This window comes from Streptomyces chartreusis NRRL 3882, from assembly GCF_900236475.1.
Lineage (GTDB): Bacteria > Actinomycetota > Actinomycetes > Streptomycetales > Streptomycetaceae > Streptomyces > Streptomyces chartreusis_D.
The window spans coordinates 1,438,684-1,451,731 of the sequence record NZ_LT963352.1 but is presented as its reverse complement, the minus strand read 5'-3'; the positions used below and the strand labels follow the sequence as shown (position 1 = coordinate 1,451,731).

13 protein-coding genes are annotated in these 13,048 nt (G+C 71.3%); 2 read left to right on the top strand and 11 right to left on the bottom strand.

Going from position 1 to position 13,048, the window contains the following annotated elements; genetic code table 11:
- Positions 1–17: 17 nt before the first annotated feature.
- Together SCNRRL3882_RS06555 and SCNRRL3882_RS06550 are read right to left on the bottom strand one after the other, a co-directional pair.
- Positions 18–1,010 carry a TAXI family TRAP transporter solute-binding subunit gene (locus SCNRRL3882_RS06555; RefSeq protein WP_010034401.1) on the bottom strand — a complete coding sequence of 331 codons (993 nt, stop codon included), beginning with the start codon at positions 1,008–1,010 and terminating at the stop codon, positions 18–20.
- Entirely contained in the window at positions 1,007–2,551 is a 1,545-nt protein-coding gene (locus SCNRRL3882_RS06550; protein ID WP_010034400.1) for a sensor histidine kinase, read from the bottom strand. The genes SCNRRL3882_RS06555 and SCNRRL3882_RS06550 overlap by 4 nt, the downstream gene beginning before the upstream one ends.
- Positions 2,552–3,093: 542 nt before the next feature.
- On the opposite strand from SCNRRL3882_RS06550, the gene SCNRRL3882_RS06545 reads away from it, so the two are divergent.
- A complete protein-coding gene (locus SCNRRL3882_RS06545; RefSeq protein WP_010034399.1) occupies positions 3,094–3,792 on the top strand; it encodes a response regulator transcription factor in 699 nt (232 codons plus the stop codon).
- Between the two features lie 75 nt (positions 3,793–3,867).
- Positions 3,868–4,320, top strand: a complete 453-nt coding sequence (locus tag SCNRRL3882_RS06540) for a nuclear transport factor 2 family protein (protein WP_010034398.1) — start codon at positions 3,868–3,870, stop codon at positions 4,318–4,320.
- A gap of 96 nt (positions 4,321–4,416) precedes the next feature.
- On the opposite strand, the gene SCNRRL3882_RS06535 is transcribed toward SCNRRL3882_RS06540, so the two are convergent.
- The 9 genes from SCNRRL3882_RS06535 to SCNRRL3882_RS06495 all read right to left on the bottom strand — a co-directional run bounded on the left by SCNRRL3882_RS06535 (position 4,417) and on the right by SCNRRL3882_RS06495 (position 12,952).
- Entirely contained in the window at positions 4,417–5,427 is a 1,011-nt protein-coding gene (locus SCNRRL3882_RS06535; protein ID WP_010034396.1) for an alpha/beta hydrolase, read from the bottom strand.
- 32 nt (positions 5,428–5,459) lie between these two features.
- The gene (locus tag SCNRRL3882_RS06530) at positions 5,460–7,376 is read right to left on the bottom strand and encodes a flavin-containing monooxygenase (RefSeq protein WP_010034394.1); all 1,917 of its coding nucleotides are present in this window, start codon (positions 7,374–7,376) and stop codon (positions 5,460–5,462) included.
- 39 nt (positions 7,377–7,415) lie between these two features.
- Complete coding sequence (locus SCNRRL3882_RS06525) at positions 7,416–8,201, bottom strand: 3-oxoacyl-ACP reductase (RefSeq protein ID WP_010034390.1); 786 nt, start codon at positions 8,199–8,201, stop codon at positions 7,416–7,418.
- 64 nt (positions 8,202–8,265) lie between these two features.
- Positions 8,266–9,087, bottom strand: coding sequence for an SDR family NAD(P)-dependent oxidoreductase (locus SCNRRL3882_RS06520; protein WP_029180781.1), 822 nt, complete (start codon positions 9,085–9,087; stop codon positions 8,266–8,268).
- Positions 9,084–9,584, bottom strand: a complete 501-nt coding sequence (locus SCNRRL3882_RS06515) for a lipocalin-like domain-containing protein (RefSeq protein ID WP_010034384.1) — start codon at positions 9,582–9,584, stop codon at positions 9,084–9,086. The genes SCNRRL3882_RS06520 and SCNRRL3882_RS06515 overlap by 4 nt, the downstream gene beginning before the upstream one ends.
- The gene (locus SCNRRL3882_RS06510; protein WP_010034383.1) at positions 9,577–9,921 is read right to left on the bottom strand and encodes an antibiotic biosynthesis monooxygenase; all 345 of its coding nucleotides are present in this window, start codon (positions 9,919–9,921) and stop codon (positions 9,577–9,579) included. The genes SCNRRL3882_RS06515 and SCNRRL3882_RS06510 overlap by 8 nt, the downstream gene beginning before the upstream one ends.
- Positions 9,922–9,931: 10 nt before the next feature.
- Positions 9,932–11,089 (bottom strand): acyl-CoA dehydrogenase family protein, encoded by a 1,158-nt coding sequence (locus SCNRRL3882_RS06505; protein ID WP_010034382.1) that lies wholly within the window; start codon positions 11,087–11,089, stop codon positions 9,932–9,934.
- A 39-nt stretch (positions 11,090–11,128) separates the two neighbouring features.
- Positions 11,129–12,205 (bottom strand): LLM class flavin-dependent oxidoreductase, encoded by a 1,077-nt coding sequence (locus tag SCNRRL3882_RS06500; RefSeq protein ID WP_010034381.1) that lies wholly within the window; start codon positions 12,203–12,205, stop codon positions 11,129–11,131.
- A 21-nt stretch (positions 12,206–12,226) separates the two neighbouring features.
- Complete coding sequence (locus tag SCNRRL3882_RS06495; RefSeq protein ID WP_010034380.1) at positions 12,227–12,952, bottom strand: SDR family NAD(P)-dependent oxidoreductase; 726 nt, start codon at positions 12,950–12,952, stop codon at positions 12,227–12,229.
- Between the last annotated feature and the right edge of the window lie 96 nt (positions 12,953–13,048).

Genomic DNA, 13,048 nt, shown 5'->3' with positions numbered 1-13,048 from the left:
CGTCCGCAGCCCGGAACTCAGCCGTGCACTTCCCGGTAGGCGGCGACCGCACCGGGATGCAGCGGAACGGCGCCGGTGGCGATGAGGCTCGGCGCGTCGAGGAACTGTGTGCCAACCGACTCCTCGGGGACCAGGCGGTCGGCGCGGAGAACCAGGAGCCTGGTGACCGCCGCGGCCACTGCGTCGGGGAGATCGGGACGGCACAGAAGGAGATTGGCCACACCGATCGTGGCGACACCGGCCGTTCCCTGGTAGGCGTCCGACGGCACGGTCACTTCCTCCAGCCAGTCGTCGTCCGGTCCGCCCAGGGCGCGCAGCCCGGGGAGCAGGTCCGCCAGCGGGAGCAGCCGGAAGCCGGGCCGGGTGTCCAGCCCCGACAGCAGCGGCAGGGGCACGCCTCCCGCCACGAGCAGGCCGTCGATCGTGCCGCTGCGCAGGGCACGCGCCGCCTCTGGCATCAACAGATGGACGACCCGTACGTCCTTCCCCGGCGTCAGGCCGGCCGCGCGCAGCAACTGCCCGCCGAGTGCCGCCCCGCCTGATTCCGGGGCTCCGAGCGAGACGGTCCTCCCGGCCAGTTCCGGAAGACTGCGGATGCCCGAGTCCGCGCGTACGGCCAGTTGCAGGTAGTTCTCGTAGACCCGGCCCAGCGCGCGCAGCGGCGTGCGCCCGTGGAAGGGCGCGTTGCCCGCCATCGCGGCCGCTGCCGTGTGGGCCAGAGCTATCGCCAGTTCGGCACGTCCGGTGCCCAGCAGTCCCACATTGGCCACGCTGGCCTCGGTGAACACGGGGCGACAGATCATGGGCGGAACGGCCTCGGCGCACTCGGCGGCGAGGAGACGGCTGAACGCCGCGTAGAACCCGCTCGGTTCGCCGGACGCGATGCGCAGGACGCCCGCCCGGTCCGTGCCCAGGTGCGGCTCGTCCGCGGTGAGACCGCTCAGCAGCCCACCGGTGGACACGGCGGCCAGGCCGAATCGCAGCAGGGGCCTGCGACGGATCACGGTCAACCCACCCGACCCCCCACCTGGTCCGGGCCCGGAAACATCACCGACGGCCGGTGGCGAGCGCACGGCACCCCGGCCGTGAGCCTCGTGTCCTCGGGCGGGGGACCGCACGACGTGCACGGGGCATTGCCCGGGCCGTCCCCCAAGCGGGTCCCTGCCGGGGCCCGCGGCAGGAAGACCCGCACGCTCAACCCGTGGGGGGAGACCGCACGGAAGTCGAGCCGTCCGCCCCGTCCAGCGGCGATCCGCTCGACGATGGCCAGCCCCAGACCGCTGCCGCGCACCGTGCGGTGCCGGCCGCTCCGCCAGAAGCGGTCACCGAGGTGGGCGAGCTCCTCCTTCGTCAGACCCGGGCCGTTGTCCTGGACCTCCAGCACCGCCCAGGGGCCTTCGCAGGCGGCGTCGACCACGACCTCGGACCCCGGGCCGGCGTACTTGAGCGCGTTGTCCACCAGGACATCGACCACCTGGGCCAGCTCCGTCTCCGTGCAGGCCGCCATGGCGATCGGCGAGTCGTGCGCCCGGAGCGACACGCCGCCCTGGTCGGCCACCGGCCGCCACAGCTGGACCCGGTCCGAGGCGACCGCGGCCGCGTCACAGCGCTCGTCTCTCCGCCTGCCGTTGACGGTCAGCTCCCCGGCCCGCTGCTCCGCGGTGGCGAGAGCGAGCAGATCGTCGAGGAGCCGCTCCATGCGCTCCAGTTCGCTGGTCACCCCCGAGTAGGTGCGGGAGGCGGAGGGGGGCAGCCGTGACCCGAGCGAATCGACCCGCAGTCGCAGAGCCGTCAGAGGATTGCGCAGCTGGTGCGACGTGTCGGCCACCAGACGCCGCTGCTGATCCAGGGCGGCCGTGACGGTGTCGGCCATGCGGTTGAAGCCGGTGACCAGCTTGCGCAGTTCGGGCGGCCCGCCGACCTGGGTCTGCCGTGGCGGGAGGCCCGCGGCGAGTTCACCGACCGCGCGGTCGAGGCGGTGCAATGGACGCACCACCCAGCGGGTCGCGGCCAGCGCGAGCACGACGCAGGCCACGGCGACCAGGCCCGTGCCCAGGAGGATGAGGCCCCAGCGGACGGAGATGTCATGAGCGGCGGCGTCCACCGAGGCACGCAGGACGACGGCGCCGGTCACCCGTGTCCCGCTGCCCGCAGGCCGGGCGAACAGCCGGTCGTCCCGATTCCACGGGCGCAGCGTGCTCGTGGGGGACACGGGCTGATTGCGCAGTGCCGCGTCCACCAGCCGGCCCACCACGGGGTCGGACGCCCGCATGCCGCCGGTCTGCGCCACCGGCGCCCGATGGGCGTCGACGATCACGACGGCCTCCCCGTAGAGCTGGGTGTAGCGCGTGGCCTCGGCGACGAGCGCCCTGGTGTCGCCGGTGCGCTCGGCCTGGTCGGTCAGCGTGGCGAAACGGTCCAGGGTGCCGGAGCGCGCCACTGTCAGTTGCTGAGTGCGTTCGGATGCGGTGAGGGTCAGGAGCGGCACGGTGAAGCCGGCGAGGGCGAGTACCGCGAAGGCGAGCAGGGCCGTGAGTACTCTGGCGCGCACTGAAGCCTCCGTTTCCTTAGCGGCTTCCCTCAGCCACCGAACCGATCGCCGACACCGAGGATGGCGGTGAGAACGTCAGCACGCCCGAGCTGCCGCCGGCGGCTCGCCGCGGTGCCCGGCCGCGCAGCCAGGCCGACTTCCACGTCCCCAGTCGGCAGTACCCGTACGGTCCCCCTTCCCCGTATCCGGTCACCGACGCCACTCGGCACCCTCGGCGGACGACTCGGTGGCCTCCTCCAGCGACGAGTCGTCCGATGTCTCGCTCATCCGAATGTAAACGAGCAACCAGGCCGGCACACACACCGTTACGAACACCGCCACGGTCAGGGAGTGGGGAGTTCCTCGGGACACGACGTGTTTCGGACAGTTGTCGGCGTCTTGCCATGGCAAAAGGCCGCCAATCCGGAAAAGGCTCCGCTTACGGGTGGAGCCCGTTGTGTACCGAGGAGCGGGCGGAGGGCACTATGGATGGCGGTAACAGAGGGGGGCCTGACCGATGTACACGAGTCACCGAACGGGGTTTGTGAGTGAAGGCTCTTCTGGTGGAAGACGACTTAGCCGTTGCCGAAGCGCTGACGGAAGGGCTGGAGGAACACGGCTGGAGTGTCCGGCATCTCGCGCTGGGCCTGGAAGCGCTGCGTGATGCCGACACCGCGGACATCATTCTCCTCGATCTGAACCTGCCGGACATCGACGGCCTCGAACTGTGCCGCCGGCTCCACGACCGCACCCACGTCCCGATCATCGCCGTGACCGGTCGCTCCGACTCGTTCGACCAGGTGCTGTGCCTGAGACTGGGCGCGGACGACTACGTCGTGAAGCCCTACCGGCTCCACGAACTGCTGGCGAGAATGACGGCGGTGCTGCGCCGCACCTCACAACAGGTCGCCCGACCCGGAACGGCGGGCGCCGCCAGGGACGACCAGATACCGACCATGCAGAACGAGGTCCTGCGGCACGGACCGCTGCTGGTGGACCTGCGGCAACACGTCGTGTCGGTGGGGGGCGCCCCGGTGAGTCTGACGCGCAAGGAATTCGAACTCCTGGTTCTGCTGGCTTCCTCACCCGGCCGGGTCTTCACCCGTCAGTACATCGGCGAAACGGTGTGGGCCGAACAATGGGTGGGCAGGTCCCGGACCCTTGACTCCCATATCGCCGCCCTGCGCAGAAAGCTGGGCCACCGCGACTGGGTCGAGACCGTCCGTGGTGTGGGCTTCCGGTTCGTCGCCCCTCCCTCGTGACCCTCCGCGCGCGGTCGTGGGTGCCGCATGCGTTCCTTGAGTGGCCCTCTAGGAACACCGCACATCCTGCAGAGCATGGAATCCGGACAGAGCTTCACCGACCTGTACGTGACTGTCCAGCAGTTCTACGCGGAGCAAATGAGGATGCTGGACGACGGAGACTTCGAGGGGTATGCATCGACGTTCACGCCTGACGGAGAATTCACTCATACTCCTGGCCGGCCGGCGGCCCGTACTCCCGCGGGGATCGTCAGGGAACTCGAGGAGTTCCACAGGCGCTTCGAGGGCCGCCGGGTACAGCGACGTCATTGGTTCAACATGCTGGGGGTGGTGGACAAAGGGGACGGAACCATCGAGACCACCATGTACGCGCTGGTCGTCACCACCGAGGGCGAGCGGATTCCGGAGATCGCGCCGAGCTGTGTGGTGAGTGACGTCCTCGCCTACGAGAACGGACGTCTCAGGACAAGGTCCCGGGTGGTCGGGCACGACCACGTACGGGCACCGGACAGGGCCGCCGCCGGCTGAGCGCAGGAGAACCCGGCCACGAGCCGGCCGGCGGGAACCGCGGACGCCCCGGTGGATCGACGATCCACCGGGGCTCGTTCATGCCCGCACCGGCCCTTATGCGCGGCCTTGTGCGCCGAGGAGCCGCCGCAGCCAGCCCAGGCGTGCCCTCCGGGCCTCCCGCGAGATTCGGGCCCGGGGGACGAGGGCGTCGAAGTTGTGGAAGGCCCCCGGCCACACATGCAGCTCAGCCTGCCCACCCGCCCGCCAGAGACGGTCCGCGTAGGCGATGCTCTCGTCACGGAAGGTCTCCGCCGAACCGACGTCGAGGTACGCCGCTGGCAGGTCCGACAGGACGGTGGCCCGGGCCGGCGCGGCGGAGTACGGCACGTCCGGACCGCCGCGGGCCGGGCCGAGCAGGGCCGCCCAGCCGGTTTCGTTGCTGGCCCGGTCCCAGACCCCACGGCCCGACATCTGCCACCCGGAGACACTGTCGTTGCGGTCGTCGAGCATGGGGCTGACCAGCAGCTGTCCGGCCGGCCGAGGGCCACCGCGGTCACGGGCCAGCAGGGCGACCGCGGCGGCCAGACCGCCGCCGGCGCTGCGCCCGGCCAGTACGAGCCGGTCCGGATCGATGCCCAGGTCGTCCGCGCGCGCCACCGTCCAGAGCAGACCGGCGTAGCAGTCCTCGACCGGACCGGGGTGGGGTGTCTCCGGCGCCAGCCGGTACTCCACCGAGACGACCGAGAGCGCCAACTCCCCGGCCCAGTCCATGATGTCCGCCAGTCCGGAGCGGTTGTCACCGAAGAACATCCCGCCGCCGTGGATGTAGTAGACCGCCGCGGTGGCGGCAGCGGCCCGGGTGGGACGGCAGACGAGCAGCGGGACCGGGGGAGCCCCGGGCGGTCCGGGGGCCGATCGCTCCTCGACGGTGAACGCTCCGTGACGGCACAGCTCCTCGTCCGTGGGTCCCCGGGGACTGCGCCTGCGCAGCTCGGGGATCATGTCGCTGGTGATCGAGGACGGCACCGACGCGGTCAGCGAGGGCAGTTCGGCCGCCAGCTCGGGATCGAACGGCGGTGGCGGCCCGGTCTCGACCGAGTTCCGGCGAGTAGTGGGGGCAGACATCAAGACGCTCCTGGGACGGGGTGGTGAGACGCTCATTCCATGAGGTAGTCGCCCGGATCGACGGCACGGGTGCGCTGCCAGTACTCGAGCGCGGAGAACGGCCAGTTCTGCGGCGAACGGCCGTGCTCGTTGACGTACCAGGTGCGTACGGAGGTCCAGCCCCAGGCCCGTTCGCGGGTGGCCTCGTCGATCCAGGCGTTGTAGCGGTCGTGCACGTCCTGCCGGACCTCCATGCACGGGCGCCCCGGGCCGGTGAGGCGCCGCAGCGCGTCCATCACGTAGGTCACGGCGCACTCGGAGAAGAACAGGATGCTGTTGCCCTGCCCCACGAGGTTGGTGTTGGGGCCGTAGAGGCAGAAGAAGTTGGGGAAGCCGGGAACGGTCGTGCCGAGATAGGCCCGGGCGTCGCCGTTCCAGGACTTGTGCAGATCGGCTCCGCCCCGGCCCGTCACGGACATCGGCTCCAGGAAGCGGTCGGCCTGGAAACCGGTGCCGTAGACGATGACGTCCGCCGCGTACCGGGCGCCGTCAGCCGTGCGCAACCCGCCCGCGTCGATCTCGGTGACGGGCTCGGTGACCAGGGTGACATCGTCGCGTTTCAGCGTGGCGAACCACCGGCCGTTGTCCCTGACCACCCGCTTGGAGCCCACGGGATAGCCGGGGATGACCCGGGGCAGCAGCTCGGGGGCGTCCGACAACTGGGCCTCCATGGCGGCGACCAGCACCGCTCGGACCCGCTCGTTCTCCGCCGACACGGCCCGCTCCGACACCGGGTACCGAGGGTCGACGACCCAGGGCGCCCCCTGGAGTCCGGGAGCCGCCAGCACGAAGCGGTACCACATGGCGTAGTGGGGAACGTGCCGGAACAGCCACAGGGCGCCCTCGGACAGGGGCTTGCCGTAGTCCGGGCTGGGGCGCATCCACGGTGGGGTGCGCTGGAAGACCAGCAGGTGGCGCGCCGCCTCGGCGATCTCCGGGACGAACTGGAAGGCACTGGCCCCAGTGCCGATCACGGCGACCCGTCGGCCGGCGAGATCCACCGACGCGTCCCAGCGCGCGGAGTGGAAGGCCGGCCCGGTGAAGGTGTCGCGCCCGGGGATGTCCGGCAGCCGCGGCCGGTTGAGCTGCCCCACCGCGCTGATGACGGCCCGGGCCCGGTCCCGCACCGGGCCCTGGTCCGTCGTCACCTCCAGGGACCACTCCCGCCGCTGTTCGTCCCACTGGGCGCTCGTCACCTCGCTGCGGAACCGGATGTGCTCGTAGAGCCCGAACTCCGTGGCGAACGTCCGGAAATAGCCCAGCAGTTCCTCCTGGGTACAGAAGTGTTCGGGCCAGTCGGTCCGGGTGGCGCACGCGAAGGTGTAGAGATGGCTCGGGACGTCGACCCGGCACCCGGGGTAGGTGTTCTCCAGCCACGTCCCGCCGACCTCGGCGTTCTTCTCGTACACCACGAACGGAACCCCCGCCTGGGACAGCCGGTGGGCCGCGAGCAGTCCGCTGGGTCCGGCTCCCACAATGACCACCCGGAAGTCCCGCGCGGCCGTCTCGTCGAGCTTCCAGTCCGGTGCGCCGGTGTCCGAGCCGGGTGGCTGCACCTGCTCCCTGAGCAGCGGCATGAGGTCCGTGGTGTCACGGCCCATGACCCATGAGCTGGCGGTGTGCAGCAGATCCGGGTCCGGTGCCGAAGGAGGTGCCCGGAAGCGGCGGTCCCGCAGATCGCGCAGCACCCGCAGGGCCCTGGCCCGCACGGCGTCCTGCCGGTCCGGTGACAGCCCGCCCTGCTCCTGGTGCAGCCAGCCGCGCCCCGCCGTGCCCGAGGGCAGCAGGGAGAGATCGCCGGTGAGCTGTACCAGCGTCAGCAACAGGGCGGGTACATCCGCTTCGCGCAGGTACTCCGCCAGGACGTCGTCGTCCAGGTCGATCGGTTCGAGCGGTCCGCTGAAGGCCATGGTGGTCCCTTCCCAGTGCTGCCTCACCGGCGGTCGGGCTCAGTAGTTGCCCAGCCCGCCGCACACGTTCAGGGCCTGGGCCGTGACCGCCGAGGCGCTCGGACCGGTGAGGTACTCGACCATGGCGGCCACTTCCTCAGGGGTGACGTACCGGCCGATCGGCACCCTGTTGGTGATGCGCTCGAAGGCCTCCTCCTCCGAGACCCCCCAGATCGCCGCGTAGTGCTCCCGCACGCGTTCCGCCATGGGCGTCTCCACGAAGCCGGGGCAGACCGCGTTGACCGTGATGCCGGTGCGGGCCAGCTCCAGGCCGAGCGCCTTGCTGAGCCCGACGACTCCGTGCTTCGAGGCGGAGTACGGGGCTGCGTGGACGACGCCCTGCTTGCCGCCCGTGGAAGCGATGTTGATGATCCGTCCGGACTCCTTCTTCAGCATGCCCCCCTTGGTCAGCACTTCCTTGGTCATGAGGAACACGCTGTTCAGATTGGTGTTGATCACGTCGTACCAGAGCTCGTCGGAGAGTTCGGCCGTGGCCCCGCCGCCGCTGCGCCCCGCGTTGTTCACCAGTACGTCCACCGGCCCGTAGCGCTGTACCGCCGACGCGACGAACCGGCGCACGTCCTCGGGCTCGGCCACATCACACGTCTCGCCGTCGACCTCGGCTCCCTCGTCGCGGAGGGTCTTCAGTGTGGCGTTCAGCCGCTCCTCGTCACGCGAGCAGATGTACAGGCTCGCGCCGCGCCGGCCGAACTGCCGGGCGATGGCCATGCCGATGCCGCTGGTGGCACCGGTCACCAGGACCACCTCGCGCTGCTGTGCACTCATGGATCCTCCGTCTGTTGTGGAGTGTTCAATCGGGTGGGAACGCACTCGGAACCGCCGACGGCGGTCAGACGGTTCTCAGCAGGCCGCCGTCGATGACGACCTCGCTCCCCGTGATGTAGGCGGCGGCCGGTCCCGCCAGGAACCGCACCAGGCGGGCGACCTCGCCGGGCTCCGCGAACCTGCCGAGCGGGATCCCGCCGATGCCGTCGGCCATGGCCTTCATGGCCGCTTCGCCGTCCGTGAGCTCCATGGCCTCGGCCGCCTGCTCCGCCAGCCCGCCCGGAGCCGTCCACAGGGGCGTGCGCACGGGACCCGGTGAGACCGTATTGACGCGGATGCCCTCTGCCGCGAACTCGGCGGACAGGGATTTCGACAGGCTGTTCAGGGCGGCCTTGGCGGCCGCGTAGTCGACGACGTTGGGCGCGGGAAGCCGCGCGTTGACCGATGAGACGTTGACGATCGAGCCGCCGGAGTGTTCCAGCATCAGGGGCAGGACGGCCCGGACCGCGCGCACCGTGGTCAGCAGGTTGAACTCGACCGTGTGCATCCAGTCGTCGTCGGAGACCGACCGGAAGCCGCCGAAGCGAGGCTCCCCGCCGGGGAATCCGCCCACGTTGTTCACCAGGATGTCCGCTCGGCCGAAGCGGTGTTCGGCCGTGCCGACCAGGCGACCGGGGCCGTCGGGGGTGGCGAGGTCGACGTCCACGGCGTACAGCCGGTCCGCATCCGCAACGGGCAGGTCGGCAAGGTCCGCCCCGGCCGTGCGGCTTCCCGCGACCACGCACGCGCCGGCGAGGAGGAACTCCTCGCAGACGGCGCGGCCGATCCCCCGGCCGGCACCCGTGACCACTGCAACCTTCCCGCTGAGCCCTTCCGCGGACGTCATCCCGGGCCCCTGGCGTATCCGGCGGAGGCCGGCGCCCCGTCGGCCCCGTCCGACGTACGGCGTCGCCAGGTCAGCACACGCTGCCGGACGCGACCCCCGACCGGTGCCCGGCCGATGAGCTCCAGCCGGTCCCCCCGCAGGCGTACCTCGCGCTCGAGGTCCTGCCCGAGCTGGTAGGTGTGGGTGCTGACCTCCACGTGGTGCACTAGCCGTGTCCCCTCCAGCCGCCAGGTGCCCGCGTATCCCATGTACTCGGTGGTGCGCGGCCGCCCGTCAGCCGGTCCGGCGGCCTCGGCGTGCTGTCCGGCGCGTCGCATCATCGACACGGACATGGCGCCGTTCGGTTCGTAGATGAGAAGGCCTCCGGGATCGGCTCCCAGCGGACCTTCGACCGTGCCGCCGCCCTCGTCGTCGACTTCACGGAACGCCACCAGCTGCCAGACCCCGACCAGTTCGGCCGGGCGGACGCGCGGCGCGCCCGCCGTGTCGTCAGTCATGCCGGAACACCTGGCAGGGGATCGGCCTCGGCGCCGAGGTCGCGTGCCGGGCGATGGAGGCGTCGAGCTCCCGCTTGCGCGGATCCTGGAGGAAGTTGCGCTGGTAGTGGTCCTCGTCGGTCCATTCCGCGTGGTTCACGACCGTCCGGCCGTCCGCCGCCAGGTGCAGTCGCGTCGAGACGTACCCGGGGCAGTGGCGCACCCACGTGTCGATGTGTTCCTGCACGGCCGCGGCGAGGTCGCGCTGTTCCTTCGGGCCGGGGGTGTCGAGCAGGATGAACAGGACGTGGCCGCCGTCGCTGTCGTACGAGGCCTGATCCCGCGGGGTGTGGTCCATGGTGTCGTCCTCACTTCGCTTCGGTCGGTGGGTGCTGACTCGACGGGGCGAAGACGGCCTGCGCGAACGGGCCGCTCGCCTGTTCCAGTTGAAGGGCGAAATGGCTGGCGCCGGAATGGATGTCCCGCCAGAACCGCTGGGCCCGGTCGCCCTCGTCCTGCCCCGCGGTGCCCGACGCCACGAAGATCCGCTCGGCCGCGTCGCGCAGCAACTCGGTGGCGAACGACCAGTTCCTCAGGTGCCGGGGGACGGCCGAGCGGAGATCGGAACCCGAGTCCGCCGCCCGGGCGATGGAGCGCAGGAGCAGAGCGGCGGCTTCGACCTCGGCGCTGCTGCGGGTGAGCACGGTGCGCACCGAGACACGGTCGCGGGCGGGAGCTCCGGTGTGCGTGTCGACCTTGCGGCCGATCCAGTCGACCCAGTGCTCCACCAGTCCCCGCGCGGCGCCCAACAGAGGCCCAGCGAAGGACAGGCCGTTCACCGCCTTGAGCGGCGCACGGCAGCTCACCGGCCCGTCACCGGCCCGGAGTCCGGCTTCGAGGGCGGCCCGGGTGAAGGACCGGTGCTCCGGTACGAAGAGTTCCCGTACCACCACGGTGTTGCTGCCCGTGGCCCGCATCCCGACGCTGAACCAGGTGTCCGCCACTTCGTAGTGCTCCCGGGGAATGACGAAGCACCAGGGCTGTGACTCGCTGCCGACGGCGCCCGGGGCGCAGATCAGGGCCCAGTCGGAGTAGTCGGCTCCGCTGACGTAGGCCCAGCGTCCCGTGACCCGCCAGCCGCCGGACACCCGCGTGGCGGTCCCGCACGGCACGAGCGCCCCGGCGATCAGGGCGTCGGGATGCTCGCCCCAGACCTCGCGCCGCCCCCGCTCCGGCAGATGGACCGCCATGCGTCCGGTGTGGGCGGCGATCGACGCGCTCCACCCCGTCGAGGGACAGGCGGCCGCCACGGGGACGACCAGGTCGAGGAGCTCTTCGTAGCCGCCCTGGGAGCCGCCGAAGGCGGTGGGCACGAAGTGCCGGGCGAAGCCGGCGCCGCGCAGTCCCGTCACGACGTCCGGCGGCAGTCTGCGCTGCTCCTCGGCCTGTTCCGCGTACTTCGCCGCCGTCGCGGCGAGGTCGGCCACGGCGGCGGGTGGCTCGACGGCAGTTCCCCACAGGGACATGAGATGTTTCCTTCCGTCCGGAGGGCGGTTCGGGGATCGCTACGCGGGGTGGTGAACCGGGCGGCCCGGCGGCGGGCAGGCCGTGGCCCGTTCCGCCATGAACAGGGCGTGGGCCCGTTTGGCCTCGCTCAACTGCCGGATCTTCTCCGGCGTCTCCACCTGTGCCGCCGTGATCATGATTCCCAGACAGCTCGCACCGGCGTCGGCGTACCGGCGCATCCGAGCGGCCACCCGGCGGGGCGGTCCGACGAGGGCGGTCATGTCGATGAATTCCAGGGGGACGGCCGCGGCGGCCGCGGCCCGGTCGCCGGCGCGCATCCTGGCGTGGATCTCCTCGGGGGCGTCGGCGAAGCCGTACCGGCGCAGGAGCCGGCAGAAGAAGTTCGTCGCGGGGTCTCCGACGCCGAGTAGGCCCGCGTAGTGCGTCCGCAAGGCAGCGGCGGCCCGCTCGACGCTGTCGTCGATGTACGTGGCCGCACAGGGCAGGACATCGAAGGGCCGTTTGGTACCGCCCACGCTGCCCCGGCCGATCTGCGTCACCGCGTCGGCCACGTCCTCGGGGGTGGTGAAGGCGCCGATCCACCCGTCCGCGATCTCCCCGGCCAGCCGGCGTGTCCCCGGGCTCGAGGCCCCGAGGTAGACGGGAACGCGGGCGTCCCCGGGGGCCATGCCGAGCCGCAGGGGCGTGTTGCGGTGCCGATCGCCTGCCGGAAGACGGAAGTGCTCACCGCTGAAGCGCACTTCCTCGCCGGCGAGAGCCCTGCGCACGATGGTGACGTACTCCCTGAGCCGGCCCAGCGGGTGCTCGAACGCGACCCCGTGCCACCCTTCCGACACGTCCGGGTTGGAGACCCCCAGGCCCAGGCTGAAGCGACCTTGCGACAGAACGTGCAGCGACGCGGCCGCGGTGGCGGTCGCGGCGGGGCTCCTGGCCGGGAGTTGCAGCACTCCGGGCAGGAGGCCGATGCGCCGGGTGTGCGAGGCGACGCAGGACAGCACGGTGAGCGCGTCACTGCGGAAGTTGTCGGAGGCCAGTACGGTCCGGTATCCGAGTTCCTCCGCCGCTCGGGCGAGGGGGAGGGCGCCGTCGAGGCCGATGTTCACTGCCAGTTCCATGCCGTCGTCCAGCCCTTCCGTTCAGACCAGGTGGGCGCCGCCGTCGACGCCCAGGACCTCGCCGGTGGTGTATGAGGTGCCGGCCAGCCAGAGCACGGACTCCGCCACCTCCTGGGGGGTTCCGATGCGGCGGAGGGGTGTCACCGACTCCGCGTGCTCCCTGATGTCGCCGAAGTCCGCGGTCCACGGGGTGTCGATCAGTCCCGGAGCGACCGCGTTGACGCGGATCTCCGGACCGAGTGCGGCCGCCAGCAGGCGCGTCATGTGGTTGACGGCCGCTTTGCTGACCGCGTACGGGATGGAGCTGCCCACCGGACGACCCCCCGCCACGGAGGACACGTTGACCACGACGCCGCGTGCGCGCCGCAGCATGTCCACGGAGGCCTGGGTCGTCGACCACGTCCCGATGAGATTCACGTCGAGGATCTCGCGCCAGACGTCGTACGAGACTTCGTCGACCGCCCGGTGTGCGATGCGGCGCGTCACCCCGGCGTTGTTGACCAGCACGTCGAGACGTCCGCACTCCTGCTCGACACGCTCGACGAGGGTGCGCACCTGCGCGGGATCGCCCACGTCCGCCTGGACGTAGTGGGCGCCCGGCAGGGAGGCGGCCAGCTCGGTGCCCGCGTCCGGGGAGCGCGCGGAGTTCAGCACCACCCGCATGCCGCGCTCCGCCGCCAGTGTCGCGACGGCCTTTCCGATGCCTGAGGTCGCACCGGTCACCAGGATGACGCGGTGGTCTCGCATGCTCACTCCCCAGCCTCGATGCCCCAGCGCCGGTCGCCTGCGCCGACCGGGTCCGACGGGCCTCATCGTGCTGGCCGGGGCTCAAGGAGTGGTCGG